This is a genomic window from Streptomyces mexicanus, from assembly GCF_902506575.1.
GTDB lineage: Bacteria > Actinomycetota > Actinomycetes > Streptomycetales > Streptomycetaceae > Streptomyces > Streptomyces mexicanus.
In genome coordinates, this window is sequence record NZ_LR732544.1 from 1,260,891 (window position 1) to 1,278,968 (window position 18,078).

At 74.4% G+C, this 18,078-nt stretch carries 17 protein-coding genes; 5 read left to right on the forward strand and 12 right to left on the reverse strand.

Annotation, left to right across the window (positions count from 1 at the left end):
• On the reverse strand, positions 1-1,349 hold a 1,349-nt coding region (locus tag GV126_RS05735), incomplete at its 3' end, for an aminotransferase-like domain-containing protein (protein WP_159663247.1).
• Between GV126_RS05735 and GV126_RS05740 the strand changes: the two genes are divergently transcribed.
• A complete protein-coding gene (locus tag GV126_RS05740) occupies positions 1,348-2,379 on the forward strand; it encodes a DMT family transporter (protein ID WP_159663248.1) in 1,032 nt (343 codons plus the stop codon). The genes GV126_RS05735 and GV126_RS05740 overlap by 2 nt on opposite strands.
• A gap of 125 nt (positions 2,380-2,504) precedes the next feature.
• Positions 2,505-2,711 carry a DUF1918 domain-containing protein gene (locus GV126_RS05745; protein WP_028422966.1) on the forward strand — a complete coding sequence of 69 codons (207 nt, stop codon included), beginning with the start codon at positions 2,505-2,507 and terminating at the stop codon, positions 2,709-2,711.
• 71 nt (positions 2,712-2,782) lie between these two features.
• On the opposite strand, the gene GV126_RS05750 is transcribed toward GV126_RS05745, so the two are convergent.
• Positions 2,783-4,036 carry a glycoside hydrolase family 10-like protein gene (locus GV126_RS05750; protein ID WP_159663249.1) on the reverse strand — a complete coding sequence of 418 codons (1,254 nt, stop codon included), beginning with the start codon at positions 4,034-4,036 and terminating at the stop codon, positions 2,783-2,785.
• Positions 4,037-4,217: 181 nt separating this feature from the next.
• Between GV126_RS05750 and GV126_RS05755 the strand changes: the two genes are divergently transcribed.
• Complete coding sequence (locus GV126_RS05755; protein ID WP_185947586.1) at positions 4,218-5,075, forward strand: 3-hydroxybutyryl-CoA dehydrogenase; 858 nt, start codon at positions 4,218-4,220, stop codon at positions 5,073-5,075.
• Positions 5,076-5,587: 512 nt separating this feature from the next.
• Here GV126_RS05755 and pheT read toward each other — a convergent pair.
• From pheT to infC, 7 genes are all read right to left on the reverse strand, one after another.
• Positions 5,588-8,092, reverse strand: a complete 2,505-nt coding sequence (pheT, locus tag GV126_RS05760) for a phenylalanine--tRNA ligase subunit beta (protein WP_159663250.1) — start codon at positions 8,090-8,092, stop codon at positions 5,588-5,590.
• Positions 8,092-9,216: a phenylalanine--tRNA ligase subunit alpha gene (gene pheS / locus GV126_RS05765; protein WP_159663251.1), complete on the reverse strand. Its 1,125-nt coding sequence runs from the start codon at positions 9,214-9,216 to the stop codon at positions 8,092-8,094. Before pheS ends, pheT begins: the two co-directional genes overlap by 1 nt.
• Positions 9,217-9,365: 149 nt before the next feature.
• Positions 9,366-10,505, reverse strand: a complete 1,140-nt coding sequence (locus tag GV126_RS05770; RefSeq protein WP_159663252.1) for a sensor histidine kinase — start codon at positions 10,503-10,505, stop codon at positions 9,366-9,368.
• A gap of 83 nt (positions 10,506-10,588) precedes the next feature.
• Positions 10,589-11,467: a TrmH family RNA methyltransferase gene (locus GV126_RS05775; RefSeq protein ID WP_159663253.1), complete on the reverse strand. Its 879-nt coding sequence runs from the start codon at positions 11,465-11,467 to the stop codon at positions 10,589-10,591.
• 165 nt (positions 11,468-11,632) lie between these two features.
• Entirely contained in the window at positions 11,633-12,016 is a 384-nt protein-coding gene (gene rplT / locus GV126_RS05780) for a 50S ribosomal protein L20 (protein ID WP_016642495.1), read from the reverse strand.
• A 111-nt stretch (positions 12,017-12,127) separates the two neighbouring features.
• Positions 12,128-12,322 (reverse strand): 50S ribosomal protein L35, encoded by a 195-nt coding sequence (gene rpmI, locus GV126_RS05785; RefSeq protein ID WP_055470308.1) that lies wholly within the window; start codon positions 12,320-12,322, stop codon positions 12,128-12,130.
• Positions 12,323-12,434: 112 nt separating this feature from the next.
• Positions 12,435-13,073, reverse strand: a complete 639-nt coding sequence (gene infC, locus GV126_RS05790; RefSeq protein WP_159673356.1) for a translation initiation factor IF-3 — start codon at positions 13,071-13,073, stop codon at positions 12,435-12,437.
• Between the two features lie 367 nt (positions 13,074-13,440).
• Between infC and GV126_RS05800 the strand changes: the two genes are divergently transcribed.
• Positions 13,441-13,797 carry a DUF1844 domain-containing protein gene (locus GV126_RS05800; protein WP_028422955.1) on the forward strand — a complete coding sequence of 119 codons (357 nt, stop codon included), beginning with the start codon at positions 13,441-13,443 and terminating at the stop codon, positions 13,795-13,797.
• A 56-nt stretch (positions 13,798-13,853) separates the two neighbouring features.
• Here GV126_RS05800 and GV126_RS05805 read toward each other — a convergent pair whose 3' ends face one another.
• Entirely contained in the window at positions 13,854-14,591 is a 738-nt protein-coding gene (locus GV126_RS05805; protein ID WP_159663254.1) for an SseB family protein, read from the reverse strand.
• 440 nt (positions 14,592-15,031) lie between these two features.
• Here GV126_RS05805 and GV126_RS05810 point away from each other — a divergent pair, with 440 nt between their 5' ends.
• On the forward strand, positions 15,032-15,940 hold the full coding sequence (locus GV126_RS05810; protein ID WP_159673358.1) for a serine hydrolase: 909 nt from the start codon (positions 15,032-15,034) through the stop codon (positions 15,938-15,940).
• A gap of 31 nt (positions 15,941-15,971) precedes the next feature.
• Here the strand turns inward: GV126_RS05810 and mycP are convergent, their stop codons facing one another.
• On the reverse strand, positions 15,972-17,162 hold the full coding sequence (mycP, locus tag GV126_RS05815; RefSeq protein ID WP_159663256.1) for a type VII secretion-associated serine protease mycosin: 1,191 nt from the start codon (positions 17,160-17,162) through the stop codon (positions 15,972-15,974).
• Positions 17,159-18,025, reverse strand: coding sequence for a hypothetical protein (locus GV126_RS05820; RefSeq protein WP_336886065.1), 867 nt, complete (start codon positions 18,023-18,025; stop codon positions 17,159-17,161). Before GV126_RS05820 ends, mycP begins: the two co-directional genes overlap by 4 nt.
• Positions 18,026-18,078: the final 53 nt, after the last annotated feature.

The following is an 18,078-nucleotide window of genomic DNA, read 5'->3' on the forward strand; positions in this document are numbered from 1 at the left end:
GGGGCGGGGGGTTCGGCGCTGAAGTAGGGCCGGCCCGGGGTGATGGCGACGCCCGCGCGCAGGGCCGCGGCGGTCAGCGCCGCCTCGTCGGTGCCGTCGGGCAGGCGCAGCCACAGGTGGTAGCCGCCGGACGGGATGTGCGGCACGGCCAGTTCGGGCAGGTGCGCGCGCAGCGCCCCGGCCATGCGATCGCGGCGGGCTGCCAACTCCGCGGACAGGGCGCGCAGATGCCGGGACCAGGCGGGCGAGCCGACGAGTTCCAGGGCGGCCTCCTGCAGCGGCCTGGGCACGAAGAAGGTGTCGACGACCTGGATGGCGCGCAGCCGTTCCAGCACGGGCCCGCGGGCGGCCAGCGCGCACACCCGGAAGCTGGGCGAGGTCGCCTTGGTCAGCGAGCCGACGTGCACGACGACCCCGTCCGGGTCGTCGGCGGCCAGCGGCGGCGGCAGCGGGCCTGCGTCGGCGTGCACCAGCCGCCGTACGAAGTCGTCCTCGACGACGAACGCGCCGGCCGCGCGGGCGATCCGCAGCACCTCGGCGCGCCGTCCGGCGGCCAGCACGGCGCCGGTGGGGTTCTGGAACAGGGGCTGGCACACGAACACACGGGCGCCGCTCGCGCGGAACGCGTCCGCCAGCAGGTCCGGTCGCACGCCGTCGGCGTCCACCGGGACGGGCACGGGCCGCAGCCCCGCGGAGCGGGCGATGGCCAGCATGCCCGGGTAGGTGGGCGACTCCACCAGTACCGGGGCGCCGGGCGGGGCCAGCGCGCGCAGCGCGGTGGTCAGCGCGGACTGGCCGCCCGAGGTGACCAGGACCTCGGCGGCGGTGACGCTGCCGCCGGGCCCGCCGATGCCGCGCGCGAACCACTCGCGCAGTTCCGGCAGCCCGTCCAGCGGGGGCAGGCCCCAGGCGCCGGGCCGGCGGCCGGCCCGGGAGAGCGCCGCGGCCATGGCCCGCTCGGGCCTGAGCGAGGGGTGCAGATAGCCGTTGTTGAACTCGATCACGCCGGGCGGCGGCGGGGCGAGCGAGACCGTGACACCGGAGGCGTCCACCGTGCGCGGCAGCGCGTCGGCGGCGCCGTCCGCGCTGAGCGCCACCTCCTGCCAGGAGGTGTCCCCGGCTGCGGAGGCCGGTGCGGGCGGGGCCGCCCGGAACGCGCCGGCTCCGGGCCGGGTCACCACCAGGCCCTCGGCCGCCAGTTGCGCCAACGCCCGGGAGACGGTCACCGGGCTCACCCGGTACTGCTCGACCAGGGCGCGACTCGACGGCAGCTTTCCACCGGGTGAGTAGCGGTCCAGGTCCCGGCGAAGCCTATGAGCGAGTTCGTCGACACTGCTACGCTCGTGCATGAGAGCAGAGAGTAGCGCTACTGAACCGATCGGGATAGCGGTCGACGGTCAGCCACCGGCCGCGGGGACGGCGGGCACCGGGGCTCGGGCAGCCGGGTCCCCGGCCGCCGGCCACCCGGACCACGACGGCACCGCCACGGCCGGGCCGCGCGCGGCCACCGCACCCCGGGCCGGGTCCCGCTCCGGGCTCCTGCAGGCCGGTCTGGGCGTCGTCACCTTCTCCCTCACCTTCCCCGCCACCGCCTGGGGTCTTGAGGGCTTCGGCCCCCGGGCGCTGGTGGCCGTGCGCTGCGTGCTCGCCGCGGTCGTCGCCGGCGGCTGCCTGCTGGCCCTGCGCGTGCCGCTGCCCGCCCGGCGGCACTGGCCGGGACTCGCGGTCGTGGCCGGCGGCGTGGTGCTGGGCTTCCCCCTGCTCACCACGCTGGCGCTGCGGACCTCGACCACCGCGCACGCCGCCGTCGTCGTCGGCCTGCTGCCGCTGGCCACGGCGCTGCTGTCGGCGCTGCGGGTCGGCGCCCGTCCCTCGCGCACCTTCTGGGCGGCGGCGCTGGCGGGCGCGGTGGCGGTGGCCGGCTTCACCGTGCAGCAGAGCGGGGGCGGCCTGAGCGCCGCCGACGGCTACCTGTTCGCCGCGCTGCTGGTGTGCGCCGCCGGCTACACCGAGGGCGGCCGGCTGGCCCGGGTCATGCCCGGCCGGCACGTGATCGGCTGGGCGCTGGTGCTGTCCCTGCCACTGGCCGTGCCCGGTGCCGTCGTCGCGCTGGCGCACGAGCCGGCCCACCTGAGTGTGCACAGCGTGGCCGGGCTGCTGTGGCTCGCGGTGGGCTCGCACTTCCTCGGCATGGTCGTCTGGTACCGGGGCATGGCGGCCGTGGGCATCCCCAGGGCCAGCCAGTTGCAGCTCGCACAGCCCCTGCTCACACTGGTGTGGTCGGTGCTGCTGCTCGGCGAGCACCTGACGCCGGCCGCCCCGCTGACGGCCGTCGCCGTGCTCGTCTGCATCGCCGTCACCCAGCGGGCGCGCGGCTGACCGGCGCGTTCACCGGTGCTGACCGCACACACGGCCCGGCCGCCGACCGGTTCCGGCCGCGCTCCGCGCCGTAGACTCGAAAGACGACGACCACTGCTCCCGCATGTGGTGAGGAGGCCCCGCAGATGCGCGCAACCGTGGGCGACAAGCTCGTCCAGCACGGCAGGGTGGTCGGACAGCACGACCAGGTCAGCGAAGTGGTCGAGGTCATGGGCCAGGAGGGCAACCCGCCCTACCGCGTCCGCTTCCCGGACGGGCACGAGGCCGTGATGTCCCCCGGTCCGGACTGCCAGGTCCGGCACAAGGAAGAACGCCAGCAACAGCAATACTGACGACGCGCGCCGCGGACCGGGATACCGGAGCCCCACCCGCCCGGCGGGCCCCGGGCGCCCGCGGCGCCGGATCACAACGGGGGCTTCGCCGACTGCCGGTAGTGGTCGGCGACCACGCGCGCCATGGCACCGGCCGGGTCCGCGGCGACCTCCTTCGCCGCGAAGAAGACATGCCCGCGCACCTGCGGATACTTCTTCGCCAGCGTCAGATGGCGGGACAGCTCGTCGGGGTCCCGCCAGGCCGCGCCCTGCGAGGCGTCCCCCGCCCGGTACAGCGCCTCCCCCACGTACAGCTGCGTACGGCTGCCGCGGGCCACCTTCGCCCACCACGGCACGAGGGTGGCGTAGTCGGCGGCGCTCTGGCCGATGGACCAGTACAGCTGGGGGACGATGTAGTCGACCCAGCCCTCGCGCACCCACCGGCGGGTGTCCGCGTACAGGTCGTCGTACGCCTCGATGCCCGCCCGCGTGGCCGAGCCGCGCTGGTCGGTGGAGGCGTTGCGCCACACCCCGAACGGGCTGATCCCGAACCGGGCGCCCGGCCGGATCCGCCGGATGCCGGCGGCCGTCTCGCGCACCAGCCGGTCGATGTTGTCCCGCCGCCAGGCGGCCCGGCTCGCGAAGCCCGCGCCGTGGCGCCGGTAGGCGGCGGCGTCGTCGAAGGAGTGGCCGGCCACCGGGTACGGGTAGAAGTAGTCGTCGAAGTGGACGCCGTCCACCGGGTAGCGGCGCACCGCGTCGAGCATCGCCTTCTGCACGAACGCCCGTACCTCGGGCAGCCCCGGGTTGTAGTAGAGCTGCCCGCCGTAGGACACCACCCAGTCGGGGTGCTTGCGGGCCGGATGGGAGGCGGCCAGCCGGGAGGGGTCGGCGTGCAGGGCGACCCGGTAGGGGTTGAACCAGGCGTGCAGCTGCAGGCCGCGGGCGTGGGCCTCCTTCACGGCCGTGCCCAGCGGGTCCCAGCCGGGGTCCTTGCCCTGGGTGCCGGTGAGGAACTGCGACCACGGCTCGTACGGGGAGGGCCACAGCGCGTCGGCCGCGGGCCGCACCTGGAACATCACCGTGGTGAGCCGGCGGCGCACCGCCGCGTCGAGCAGCGCGGTCAGCTCGCCGCGCTGCCGGGCCGTGCTCAGCCCGGTCCGCGAGGGCCAGTCGCGGTTGTTCACGGTCGCCAGCCACATGCCGCGCATCTCGGTGACCGCGGCCCGCCGCTGCCGAGCCTCGGTGGAGGCGCCCGGCGGCTGCGGCGCCGCCGCGGCGCCCGGTGTCACCGCCAGCGTCGACAGGGCGGCCACGGTGAACGCCCGTCGCGTCACTCGGCCCATGCACACACCCCCAGTACGCAGTGGATCCGCACTGTCACGGATCGTGTCGCGGCCCAGCATGCACGACCCGGGGGACCGATCACGGGCACCACGGGGGTAACGTGCACGATCGGAGCAGGCACCTCACCACGGCCGCCTGCCACGCCGTAGATCAGCGCCGCGAACAACGGAAAGGGACGATGTGACCGACATCGAACGCGTCGGAGTGGTGGGCTGCGGCCAGATGGGTGCGGGCATCGCCGAGGTGTGCGCCCGGGCCGGTCTGGACGTGAAGGTCGCCGAGACCACCGGCGAGGCCCTGGAGATCGGCCGTACCCGGCTGTTCAACTCCCTGACCAAGGCACAGGAGCGCGGCAAGATCACCGAGGAGGAGGTACAGGCCGCACAGGCGCGCCTGAGCTTCACCACCGACCTCGGCGAGTTCGCCGACCGCGACCTGGTGATCGAGGCCGTGGTGGAGAACGAGCAGGTCAAGACCGAGATCTTCCAGGTCCTGGACCAGGTGGTGGTCCGGCCGGACGCGATCCTGGCCTCCAACACCTCCTCGATCCCGCTGGTGAAGCTGGCGGTCGCCACGGCGCGCCCGGACCAGGTCATCGGCATCCACTTCTTCAACCCCGCCCCGGTGCAGAAGCTGGTCGAGCTGATCCCGGCGCTCACCACGTCCGAGGGCACGCTGAGCCGGGCGCAGCTGTTCGCCGAGAAGGTGCTCGGCAAGCACGCCATCCGCGCCCAGGACCGCTCCGGCTTCGTGGTCAACGCGCTGCTGATCCCCTACCTGCTCTCCGCGATCCGGATGTTCGAGTCGGGCATCGCCAGCCGCGAGGACATCGACAACGGCATGGAGCTGGGCTGCGCCCACCCGATGGGCCCGCTGAAGCTGGCCGACCTGATCGGCCTGGACACGGTCGCCTCGGTCGCGTACTCGATGTACGAGGAGTACAAGGAGCCGCTGTACGCCGCTCCCCCGCTGCTGCAGCGCATGGTTGACGCGGGCCGGCTGGGCCGCAAGACCGGGTCGGGGTTCTACACGTACTGAGGGCTCACGCCTACGGCTGACGGCCGACGCTCGCCCGCGGGCCCGGCACCGGACGTCCGGTGCCGGGCCCGCGGCGTGGGCGCGGGCTGCTGGAGCCCGAGGTGGTGCGGGAGCGGCAACGCGGCCGTCTGTTCGCGGCCGGGACCTCGCCGCGGGCGGCCAGGTCCGGGACCGGCTTCAGGCGCCCATGGGCGCGTACAGTGCGGCGGCCCGCTCCCGCGCCGTCCGCCCCGCTGCCTGCCCGACACCGCGTGGCGGGACGGGCGGCGCGCCGACAGGCGAGAGGTCCGCGCCCCGAGGGGACGCGGACCTCTCGTACGAGCGGGCTCGTGGACCTAGGGCGTGTTTCGAAAGTCCCGTCTGGCCCGCGACGCCTGGCACGGCACCTCGCCGCGTTGTCGGGGTCGTCCGCGTACGCCCCGTACGCGGACGACCCTCCGCCTTGCGATGCACCGCGCCAGACGCCGCGGGCCCCGCCCTCCGGGCGGACGACGCTGCTTTCGAAACACGCCCTAGCCGCGCAGCACCGCGCCGGTCCGCTCGGCGGCCAGCGCCACCGCGGCGTCGCGGGCCGCGGAGGCCTCGTCCACCGTGAGCGTGCGGTCGGCGGCGCGGAAGCGCAGCGCGTACGCCAGCGACTTGCGGCCCTCGCCGAGCTGCTCGGCGTTCTCGTAGACGTCGAACAGGCGGAGGGACTCCAGCAGCTCACCGGCACCCTCGCGCAGCGCGGCCTCGACCTCGGCGGCCGGGACGGGCTTGTCCACGACCAGGGCGACGTCCTGGGTGGCGACCGGGAACGTGGAGATCCGCGGCGCCCGCACCAGGCCCTGGCCGGCCTGCTCCAGCAGGTCGAGGTCGACCTCCATCGCGCAGGTGCGCTCCGGCAGGTGCATGGCCTTCACCACGCGCGGGTGCAGCTCACCGGCGTGACCGACGAGCGTCTGGGCGCCGTCCACCTCCGCGTACAGCGCGGCGCACCGGCCCGGGTGCCAGGGGGCGTGCTGGTCGGCGCGGACGGTCGGCTCCACGCCGGCCTCCCGGGCCACCAGGCGTGCCGCCTCGATGGCGTCCGCCCAGTCGGACGGGCGGCCCTTGCCCCACCAGCCGGCCTGCTCGCGGGCGCCGGCGAGCACCACGGCGACCCGGCGGGGCTGGTGCGGCAGCGCGGCGTCGAGCGCGGCGAGCTGCTCGGCGGTGGGCCGGCGGGCGGCCGGCAGCAGCTCGGCGACCTGCTCGGTGCCGGTGGGCCGGAAGACCGCGCCGGTCTCGAACAGCGCCAGGTCGTGGCTGCCGCGCCCGTCGTTGCGGCGCAGCGCGCCGAGCAGGCCCGGCAGCAGCGTCGTGCGCAGGGCGGGCTCCTCGTCGGAGAGCGGGTTGACGAGGGTGACCACGGTGCGGCGCGGGTCGTCGGCGTCCAGGCCGAGCTGGTCGAAGGCGGCCTCGCCCAGGAAGGGGTAGTTCAGCGCCTCGACGTAGCCGGCGCCGGCCAGGGCGCGGCCGACGCGGCGGTGCAGCCGCTGCCGCTCGGTCAGGCCGCGGCCGGGCAGCGGCCGGGGCAGCGTGGAGGGCAGGTTCTCGTAGCCCTCCAGGCGGATGACCTCTTCGGCCAGGTCGTTGGGGTCGGTCAGGTCCGGCCGCCAGGACGGGACGGTGACGATCAGCTCGTCCTGCCCGTAGACGTCGCAGCCGATCTGCTGCAGGCGGCGAACGACGGTCTCCCGGCCGTAGGTGACGCCCGCGACCTTGTCGGGGTGGTCGGCCGGGATGGTGATGGTGCGCGGCGCGGACGGCGCGACGACCTCGGTGACCCCGGCCTCGGCGGTACCGCCGGCGAGCAGCACCAGCAGGTCCACGCAGCGCTGCGCGGCGGCGGAGGCGGCCTGCGGGTCGACGCCGCGCTCGAAGCGGCGGGAGGCCTCGGAGGCCAGCTTGTGCCGGCGGGCGGTGCGGGCGATGGTGACCGGGTCGAAGTGGGCGGCCTCGATGACGACCTCGGTGGTGGTGCCCTCGGTGTCGTCGATCTCGGTGTGGGCGCCGCCCATGACGCCGGCCAGGCCGATGGGGCCGCGCTCGTCGGTGATGACGAGGTCCTCGGTGGACAGTTCGCGGGTGACGCCGTCGAGCGTGGTCAGCTTCTCGCCGCGCTCGGCCCGGCGCACGCCGATCGCGCCCTGGATGCGGGTGCGGTCGTAGGCGTGCAGGGGCTGGCCCAGCTCCAGCATCACGTAGTTGGTGATGTCCACGGGCAGCGAGATCGGGCGCATGCCGGCCTTCTGCAGGCGGCGCTGCAGCCAGATCGGGGAGCGGGCCTCGGGGTCGATGCCGGTGACGGTGCGGGCGGTGAAGCGGTCGCAGCCGAACGGGTCGGAGATCTGCACCGGGTGCCCGAAGGCGTTCGGGGCGGGGACGTCGAGCAGCGCCGGGTCGAGCAGCGGGCGGCCGTAGGCGATGGCGGCCTCGCGGGCGACACCGCGCAGCGACAGGCAGTATCCGCGGTCGGGGGTGACGGCGATGTCCAGGACCTCGTCGACCAGCTGCAGCAGCTCGATGGCGTCGGTGCCGACCTCGTGCTCGGGCGGCAGCACGATGATGCCGCCGCTGCCGTCGTCGCCCATGCCCAGCTCGTCGCTGGAGCAGATCATGCCGTGCGAGACCTTGCCGTAGGTCTTGCGCGCGGAGATCTCGAAGCCGCCGGGCAGCACGGCGCCGGGCAGGACCACGACGACCTTGTCGCCGACGGAGAAGTTGCGGGCACCGCAGACGATCTCCTGCGGCTCGCCGGTGCCGTTGGCCTGGCCGACGTCGACGGTGCAGAAGCGGATCGGCTTCTTGAAGCCCTCCAGCTCCTCGATGGTCAGCACCTGGCCGACGACCAGCGGCCCCTTGAGGTCGGCGCCGAGCTGCTCGACGGTCTCGACCTCCAGACCGGCCGAAATGAGCTTGGCCTGCACGTCACGCCCGGTCTCCGTCGCCGGCAGGTCGACGTACTCCCGCAGCCAAGAAAGCGGGACCCGCATCAGATCTCCATCCCGAACGGCCGGGTGAACCGGACGTCACCCTCGACCATGTCTCGCATGTCTTCGACGTTGTGGCGGAACATCAGCATCCGCTCGATGCCGAACCCGAAGGCGAAGCCGCTGTACTTCTCCGGGTCGACGCCGCAGGCGATCAGCACCCGCGGGTTGACCATGCCGCAGCCGCCCAGCTCGATCCAGCCTTCGGAGGAGCAGGTGCGGCAGGGCCGGTCGGGGTTGCCGACGGAGGCGCCCTTGCACACGTAGCAGAGCATGTCCATCTCGGCGCTCGGCTCGGTGAAGGGGAAGTAGTTCGGGCGCAGCCGGGTCTTCATGTCCGCGCCGAACAGGGACTGGACCATGTGGTCCAGGGTGCCCTTGAGGTCGGCCATGGTCAGGCCCTCGTCGACGGCGAGCAGCTCGATCTGGTGGAAGACCGGGGTGTGCGTGGCGTCCAGCTCGTCGGTGCGGTAGACGCGGCCGGGGCAGACCACGTAGACCGGCGGCTTGCGCTCCAGCAGGCTGCGGGCCTGCACCGGCGAGGTGTGGGTGCGCAGCACGACACCGGACTCGCCGTGGTCGCCCTGGGGGCCGCGCACGAAGAAGGTGTCCTGCATCTGCCGGGCCGGGTGGTCGGGCGTGAAGTTCAGGGCGTCGAAGTTGAACCACTCCGCCTCGGCCTCGGGGCCCTCGGCGATCTCGTAGCCCATGGCGACGAAGACGTCCGCGACCCGCTCCATCATCGTGGTCAGCGGGTGCCGGGCGCCCGCCGGCACGCGGTCGTACGGCAGGGTGACGTCCACGGCCTCCTCGACCAGGACGCGGGCGTCCCGCTCGGCCTCCAGCTCGGCCTGCCGGGCGGCCAGCGCCTTGTTCACCGCGCCGCGGGCCATGCCGACGCGCTTGCCGGCGTCCGCCTTGGCGTGCGGGGGCAGGGCGCCGATCTCGCGGTTGGCGAGGGCCAGCGGGGAGGTCGGGCCGGTGTGGGCGACCTTCGCCTCGTGGAGCGCGTCGAGGGAGTCCGCGGCGGCGAAGGCGGCGAGCGCCTCGTCCCGCATGCGCTCGATCTCTTCCGGTTTCAACGCCTCGACCTCGACAGGGTCGTACGACTTATTGGGTGCCGACATCTCTTCCCGTGCTTCCGATTGGCTGGCTGACGTCCCCGTCACCGACTCGTGGACATGTCCGTCTCCAGTGGTGGGACACAAAGGTGCCAAAGGCCGAGTCTAACGGGGCGGGGGAAAGCGGATGCGCCCGTGGGTCCTCGGCCGGGTGCTCACAGCAGGTGGGCCGGGGTCCCCACGGGCAGGGTAAATCGGAACTGCGCGCCGCCGCCGGGCGCGCGGCCGACCGTGATGGTGCCTCCGTGGGCCTCGCCGATGCCCTTGACGATGTACAGGCCGAGTCCCGTGCCGCCGCGCTTGCTGCCCCGCCAGAAGCGGGTGAAGACGCGGTTCATGGACTCCTCCGGGATGCCGGGCCCCTCGTCGCTCACCGTGACCGACGTGCCGGCGCTCTCCCCCTCCCGGGGGGACGCGGCGGGCGTGACGTCAATGGTGACGGTTCCCTCGCCGTGGCGCACGGCGTTTTCGATGAGGTTGCTCAGCACCTGGTCGATCTTGTCGGGGTCGGCCCACAGCTCCGGCAGCGGGTGCTCCGTACGGACGAGGAAGCGGTCGGCGGGTTGACCGGCGGCGACGTACGCCTGGACGTGCCGGCCGACGGCGGCTCCTATGTCGACGAGCTGGCGGCGCACCTCCAGGCGGCCGGAGTCGATGCGGGAGATGTCGAGCAGTTCGGCGATGAGCCGGGTGACGCGGTCGGCGTCGGCGTCGACGGTCTCCAGCATCAGCCGTTTCTGGTCGTCGGTGAACCGCTCCCACTTGGCCAGCAGGGTGGCGGTGAAGCCCTTGACGGAGGTCAGCGGCGAACGCAGCTCGTGCGCGACGGTGGCGATCAGCTCGGCGTGGCTGCGCTCGGTGCGGCGGCGGGCCTCGGTGTCGCGCAGGCAGACGACGACGCGGCGGACGGGGCCGGTGGGGCGGTCGCGGACGTAGCGTGCCGAGACCAGCACCTCCCGGCCGCCGGGCAGCAGCAGGTTGCGTTCGGGCTGGCCGGTGCGGATGGCCAGCCCGCCGTAGGGGTCGGTCAGCTGCCACCAGCGGCGCCCCTCCAGGTCCTCCAGCGGCAGGACCGCCTCCAGCGTCCGCCCGAGGGCCGCCTCGGCGGGGGCGGCGGGGATGCGGGCGGGGGCGGCGTTGAAGCAGACGACGCGGCCGTGCTCGTCGGCGATCACGAGGCCGTCGGGCAGGTCGTCGGGGCCGATCCCGGCTCGGGTGGTGTCACCGGCCGCGCGGGGCGCGGGCAGCCGCCGCGCGTCGGGCGCGTCCGGTGTGCTGCTGGTGCCGACGCTCATCCCCGTTCCCCACCTCCTGGAGGGGGCCTACCCACGCTCCTGGACGGGCCTGCCCCCGAGCTGGCCACCCTACTAGGTCGCTGTCACTCAGCGGCGTCTTGCGACGGCGTGCTGTGGCGGCATCCGCCGGCGGCGCGCTGGGCGCGGGCGGAGGCGTAGAGGCATACGGCGGCGGCGGTGGCGAGGTTCAGGCTCTCGGCCTGCCCGTGGATCGGCACGCGCACGACGGCGTCGGCCAGCGCGCGGGTCTCCTCCGGCAGGCCCCAGGCCTCGTTGCCGAACACCCGGGCGGCGGGGCCGCCCATGGGGCCCTTGTCCAGTTCGGCGTCGAGGTCGTGCTCGCCGGCGCCGTCGGCGGCGAGGATGCGCACCCCGGCGTCCTGCAGCCCGGCCACGGCCCGCTCGACGGGGACGCCGACGGCGACCGGCAGGTGGAACAGGGAGCCGACGGAGGCGCGCACGGCCTTGGGGTTGTACAGGTCGACGGAGGCGTCGGTGAGGACGACGGCGTCGGCTCCGGCGGCGTCCGCGCAGCGCAGCACCGTGCCGGCGTTGCCGGGGTCGCGTACGTGGGCGAGGACGGCGACGAGGCGGGGCCGGGCGGTGAGGATCGCCTCGAAGGGGGTGTCGAGGAACCGGCAGACGCCGACCAGGCCCTGGGGGGTGACGGTGGTGGAGATGTCGGCGATCACCTCGTCGGCGGCGAGGTGGACGCGGGCGCCGGCGTCGCGGGCCTGCCCGATGATGTCGGCGTACCGCTCGGCGGCCTCCACGGTGGCGAACAGCTCCACGAGCGTGGCCGTCCCGTCGGCTCCCCGGTGTCCGGCCGCCTCCCGCACGGCCTGCGGCCCCTCGGCGAGGAACAGCCGGTCCTTGCCCCGGAAGTTCCGCTTGGCGAGCCGCCGGGCGGCGCTGACGCGGGAGGAGCGCGGGGAGATCAGCTCGGGGCTGACGGGGGGCATCGAAAGTCACCTCAACTCAGTGCCGCCGCAACGGCGATCGGCCACGACGGCGGACTCACGGCGGTACCGGCACCAGGGGCAGCCGGAACCGCACAACACAACGGACCCGCGGGCACGAAGCCCACGGGTCCGCAAACGTCACGTCGGTCTAGGACCGGCGGGGCGTCACGCGGCCTTCGGCGCGTTGACGTCGCTCGGCAGCGCCTTCTGGGCGACCTCGACGAGCGCGGCGAACGCGTTCGCGTCGTTGACGGCCAGCTCGGCCAGGATCTTGCGGTCCACCTCGATGTTGGCGGCCTTCAGACCCTGGATGAAGCGGTTGTAGGTGATGCCGTTGGCGCGGGCAGCGGCGTTGATGCGCTGGATCCACAGCTGACGGAAGTCGCCCTTGCGCTTCTTGCGGTCGTTGTAGTTGTAGACCAGCGAGTGGGTGACCTGCTCCTTGGCCTTGCGGTACAGGCGCGAACGCTGACCGCGGTAGCCGGAGGCCTGCTCGAGGATCGCCCGGCGCTTCTTGTGGGCGTTGACTGCCCGCTTGACGCGTGCCACTTGATTAACTCCTTGTAGCGGGGCCGTGGGGGTCTTCACACGGCCCGGAAACGACTGGGTCCCGGTTCTGACGGACGGCGCGGCCGATCACAGGATCGCGGCGCCGCTTCGTCACTTGCCGAGAAGCTTCTTGATCTTCTTGGCGTCGGCCGGGGCCATCTCGGCGTTGCCGGTGAGGCGACGCGTCAGACGGGACGACTTGTGCTCGAGCAGGTGGCGCTTGCCGGCGCGCTCACGGAGCACCTTGCCGGAGCCGGTGACCTTGAAGCGCTTGCTGGCACCGCTGTGCGACTTGTTCTTCGGCATAGCGCCGTTCTCTCCTCGTCGGTGGCGCTCCGGTGCCCGGTCGCGAGAACCGGGCACGGTGGAGCGTCGCTCTCTTGTTTCGGTTACATCCTGGGACGGGCGGTCCCGGGGGTCACGCCTCGGCCGGAGCCTCGGTGTCGACCTCGGCCTCAGCAGGGTTCTGCGAGCGACCGGGGTTGGCCTTCGCCTCCGCCTTGCGGGCTTCCTGCGCCTGGCGGGCCTCGGCCATCGCCTCGGTCTTCTTCTTGTGCGGACCGAGAACCATGATCATGTTGCGCCCGTCCTGCTTCGGGTTCGACTCCACGAAGCCGAGGTCCTGGACGTCCTCCGCGAGCCGCTGCAGCAGCCGGTAGCCCAGCTCCGGCCGGGACTGCTCGCGACCACGGAACATGATCGTGATCTTGACCTTGTCGCCCTGCTTGAGGAACCGGACGACGTGACCCTTTTTGGTGTCGTAGTCGTGCGGGTCGATCTTCGGCCGGAGCTTCATCTCCTTGATGACCGTGTGCGCCTGGTTCTTGCGCGCCTCACGGGCCTTCATGGCCGACTCGTACTTGAACTTCCCGTAGTCCATGAGCTTGCACACGGGCGGACGGGCGTTCGCCGCGACCTCGACCAGGTCGAGGTCGTACTCCTGGGCAAGCTCCAGTGCCTTCGCGAGCGGCACGATGCCGACCTGCTCGCCACTGGGACCGACAAGTCGCACCTCGGGAACGCGAATCCGGTCGTTGATGCGGGGCTCGGCGCTGATGGATCCTCCTCGGTAGCACCACGCGACGGTCTGGCGGACTGCCGCGTACGTCTGTGTTCGATAGACCTAACCGCGCCGAAGCAGAAAAAATGCCCCGGACGATCACAGGCGGGGCTCCAAGCACTACCGGAGCACCGCCGCGATGATCGCGGGGCGCGCTTCGGGCGACTCCGTCGTCCGTACGGAACGGCGGTGATCGCCTGACCGGGTGACCCGCCGTCCCTCGGGACGGTCAGGTGGGAGATCGGAGCCTCCACTTGTGGGCCGCACACGAGAGGTGTCCGGCCGGTCGACCACCAGATTAGCACCGGTCGCTTGACAAGGGCCAATCGAGGCGCGGGGGCGCACACCACCTATCGTGTGGGGCATGAGTGAGACCCCTCCTGAGACCCCCGACTTCGACGCGATGACCCGGGACATCGCCGAGGTCCCCGCCGTCGAGGTGATCGTGACGGTCGCCGTCAACCTGATGAGCGCCGCCGCGGTGAAGCTCGGTCTGACCGAGGAGGGCGACACGTACAAGGACCTGGACGAGGCCCGCAAGCTGGTGACCGCGCTGGCCGGGCTGCTGGACGCGAGCGCGACCGAGATCAGCTCCTTCCACGCGGCGCCGCTGCGCGACGGGCTGAAGTCGCTGCAGCTGGCGTTCCGCGAGGCGTCGGTGGTGCCGGACGAGCCGGGCCAGGGGCCGGGCGAGAAGTACACCGGCCCGGTCTACGGCTGACCCCGTCCCGACCCCCTTCGGGTCCCGGCCCGTCGGCCGGTGCTCCGGCTCGGGGGTCACTTCCGCACGTACAAGGGCTCGCCCGGCGGCGTCGCCCCGGCCGGCAGCAGTGCCAGGTCCAGGCCGCGCACCAGGCGGGCCCTGAGTGTGTCGCTGGCGGCCAGCCGCTCGGCGACGGCGCGGGCCGCCTCGGCCGGCGCGGCGCCGGCCGCCGGGTCGAGGACGAGGGCGAGGGTGCCGTCGGCCTGCCCGGGACCGAGGTGGGCGCGCAGCACGGCCGGCACACCGGCGACCGCCTCGCGTACGGCCCCGACGACCGCGGGGTCGGCGAGCGGGTCGGCGGTCGTACGGCCCTCGGCGAGCGCGAGCAGCGCGGGTCCGGTCAGTTCGAACGGCACCGGCCCGGCCAGGTCCAGCACCACGGTGTCCGCCTTCTCGTGCGCGGCGGCCTCCAGCGCCTGGTGCAGGGGCACGGCCACGGGCCTAGCGGCCGGGTCCCAGCGGGCCAGGGAGTCGGTGGAGGTGAACGCCGGCAGGGCGGTGCGGTGGCCCGCCTTCAGCGTCGGCACGGCCATCTCGCTGGTCTTCTCGCGGCGCAGGCCCTTCTCGTCCTCCTCCACCTCGCCGAGCACGGCCACCACCGGCACGAGCAGCCGGGCGCCCTTGAGCGCCTTCAGCACCGGGTCCACGGCGGTGCGGTCCTCGGCCCAGGCGGCGAGCGCGGCGCTCAGCCGGGGGTCGGCGGAGCCGTCGTCGTCGGAGAAACCGGAGTCGGGAATGTTCTTGTTCGCCACGGTGACGACCCTATCCGGGGCCGTTCACGGTTTTCTCAGGGTCCCCTGACCGGCCTCTCACGCCCGTCCCACGGCGCGCACAGCGACCGGCACCAGCATCGCGGCCATGCCGCGCCCGAGATCCGCCCCCCGCCCGGGGCAGGTGGGGGGGCCGGGGGGAGGGGCCCCCCCCCGGGTTCACGACTGAACAGGGCGAGCACACCCGCCGGGGCGGCCCCCCTCCGGTGGGCATCCCGGATCCTGCTGTACCACTCCACCCCGGCGCGGTAGGCGTCGCTGCTGCTCGCCGCCCGGTGGACCCACCCGACGTCATCGGCGCTGCCCGCCGGCCCCGGCGGCGCGGCCCGGCCGCCCGCGGGACCCGCCCCGGCCGGGGCCGGCCCCGGCCCCGGCGCGCGCGCGGTCCCCGCCGGCGGCGGCGCCCGGACGGGCGCCGGGTCCTGCTGTGCGCCGCCCTGGCCTGCGCCGCCGTCGTGGGTGCCACGGTCGCGGGCACGCAGTACGTGAAGGCGCGGGCGCGGTCGGCCACCGTATCGTCGTCGGCGGCACCGCGGACGCCCGCGTCGGCATCGGCGTCGGCGTCGGCGAGCGGGAGGGCGGCGATGGGCACGGAGACGGAACAGGCGGCGGGCGCCGCGGCGCGGCTGGCCGAGGCGATGAGGTCGGTGCCGGTGGCGCAGGGGGCCGTGGTGTCGGTGGCGGTCCTCGACCTCGGCACCGGGGCGAGCGCCGAGTATGGCGGGGGCACGTTCGAGACGGCCAGCATCGTCAAGGTGGACATCCTGGCGGCCCTACTGCTCCAGGCGCAGGACGCGGGCCGGCATCTGACCGCCCAGGAGAAGGCGTACGCCACCGCGATGATCGAGAACAGCGACAACGACGCCGCGTCGGCGCTGTGGCGGGCCGTCGGCGGGGCGGACGGCCTGGACGCGGCGAACCGGCGGCTGGGGCTGACGGCCACCGCGGGCGGCGACGGCCCGCTGTGGGGGCTGACGCGGACCACCGCGGCCGACCAGCTCACCCTGCTCCGGCAGGTGTTCGGGGAGGACTCCGCGCTGAGCGCGGCCTCGCGGACGTATGTGCGGCAGCTGATGGAGCACATCGCCGAGGACCAGGACTGGGGTGTGTCGGCGGCGGCCGACGGCTCGGCGTGGGCCCTGAAGAACGGCTGGCTGCGGCGGAGCACGACCGGCCGGTGGATCGTCAACAGCATCGGGCGGGTGACCGTCGGCGGCGACGACGTCCTGGTGGCCGTCGTCTCGCACGGCAACGCGACCGAGGAGGCGGGCATCGCCCTGGTCGAGGCCGCGGCCCGCGCGGCGGTCCCGGCCGTCCGGACCGCTTCCTGACCGGGCCGGGACCACGGCGGGAGGCGGGTGGCTACGGCAGCGGGCCGCCGTGGTCCTCGCGTTCGCGGCGGCCGCGCCACAGGACGGCGGCGACGACCAGCAGCACTCCCCCGACGCTGCCGGCGAGCGGGGCCGCCCACCCGGAGCCGGTGCCGTCCGCCGCGGCCGGGTCGGGTCCGGAGCCGAAGTACCGGTCGCCGTACGCCGTCACGCGCAGGTCCCCGGGTGCGAGGCGGTCGGCGGCCCGCAGGGCGGCCACCGGGTCGATCATGCCGAACCCGCGGGAGTCGTCCCGCCCGCCGACGGGCGCGTCGCGCGCCGTGTCCTGGAGGAGCTTCTTGATCTGCGCGGGGGTCAGGCCGGGGTGGGCGGCCTTGATCAGGGCGACGGTGCCGGAGACGAAGGCGGAGGCGGCGCTCGTGCCCCAGCCCTCGTAGTACTTGTGGTCCGGGTCGGCGATGACGATGTCCACGCCGGGCGCGCTGACGGCGGCGTACCAGCTGCGGGTGGAGAAGGCGGCCCGGGTGCCGTAGCGGTCGACGGCGGTCGCGGCGATCACTCCGGGATAGGCGGCCGGGGAGGAGACGTGGTCGCCCTTCTCGCCGCCGTTGCCGGCCGAGGCCACCACCACGGCGCCCTTGCTCAGCGCGTACTGGACGGCCTCGTCCTCGCCGGCCTCCGGGTGCGCGGAGGCCGAGTCGTCGCCGAGGGAGAGGTTGATGACGTCGGCGCCGTGGTCGGCGGCCCAGCGGATGCCCTCGGCCAGGGCGCCGCCCCGGCTGGTACGGGCCCGGGCGCGGGCGGGGTCGTCGTCCTCCAGGATCACGCGGACGGGCAGGATCTTCGCCTCGGGGGCGAGGCCCATGACGCCGTCGGCGTCGCCGGGGCCGTGGCCGTGCCCGGCGATGATGCCGGCCATGGCGGTGCCGTGGCGGGCCCAGGTGCGCTCGCCGCGCCGGGCGCCGAAGCCGACGAGGTCCTTGCCGGGCAGGACGTTGCCGGCCAGGTCGGGGTGGTCGGCCTCGACGCCGGTGTCCAGGACGGCGACGGTGACGCCCTTGCCCTTGGTGGTGCGCCACAGCTCCTGGGTGTGCAGCACGTCCAGGGCCCACTGCTTGGCCCGGATGCCGTCGGCGTGCGCGGCGGTGGCGGGCACGAGGGCGACGGCGGCGGCGAGCAGGGCGCTCAGCGCGGCGCGCCTGCGGGTGACGGCGGTTCTCACGAGGGCTTCTCCGTGGCCGTGCCGGCGGTCGTGCGCAGGGCCTGCTCGATGCGGTCGGCCAGACCCTCGGCCTCGTTGCCGAGCCCGGCCTGGGCCGGCGCCGAGGTGGCCCCGGCCCGCATCGCGTCGGCGGCGGGCTGCGGGGTGTCGACGCCGCGGCCGTCGGCCCAGCCGGAGACGGCGTAGACGACCACGGGCATCCGCGTCAGCACCGAGAGGGTCCAGGAGGCGCGCTGCTTGTCGCCGAAGGAGGCGGCGACGGTGCCGGGGGCGGCGTAGGGGCGCGGCATGAGGTCGGTGCGGCGGGCCAGGCCCTCGCGCTGGAAACGGGCGGCGAGGGAACTCATCGCGGCGGCGTCGGCCTTGGTGAACAGCAGGCCCACGGTGGTGACGTAGGTCTGGGTGGCGTCGGTGTAGGTGGCGCGCAGCAGGCGTGCGCAGCCGGCCGGGGCGAGGGCCTTGCGCAGCAGCGGGTCGAAGGCGTCCGCGCAGTCGCTGTCGGGGGCGACGGCGACGCGGGTCCAGGTGCGGTCGGCTCCGCCCGGGCCGGCGCCGGGCCCCTGCACGGTGGGCGGGAACAGCCGGTCGACGGGGACGCTGTGCCAGAGGGTGCCGGCGGTGGCGAAGGTGCCGGCGCCGGCGGGGCCGGAGTCGTCGGTGAGCCGGCTGCCGGTGACCGCGCCGCCGATCAGCCCGATGCCGAGGACGACGCAGGCGGCGGCCGCCGCGGTGCGCGGTCCTCCGCGCACGGCCAGTGCGCGTCCACGCCCGCGTGCGTCGTACCCCTCGGGCGGCCCGAGCGAGACGACGGACCGCGCGGCGACCGCACCGGCGCTCCAGGACAGCCCCGGGTCGGGCGCCACGGCGGTACGGGCGGTGGCGCCCGACCCGGGGCTGTCCTGGAGCGCCGGTGCGG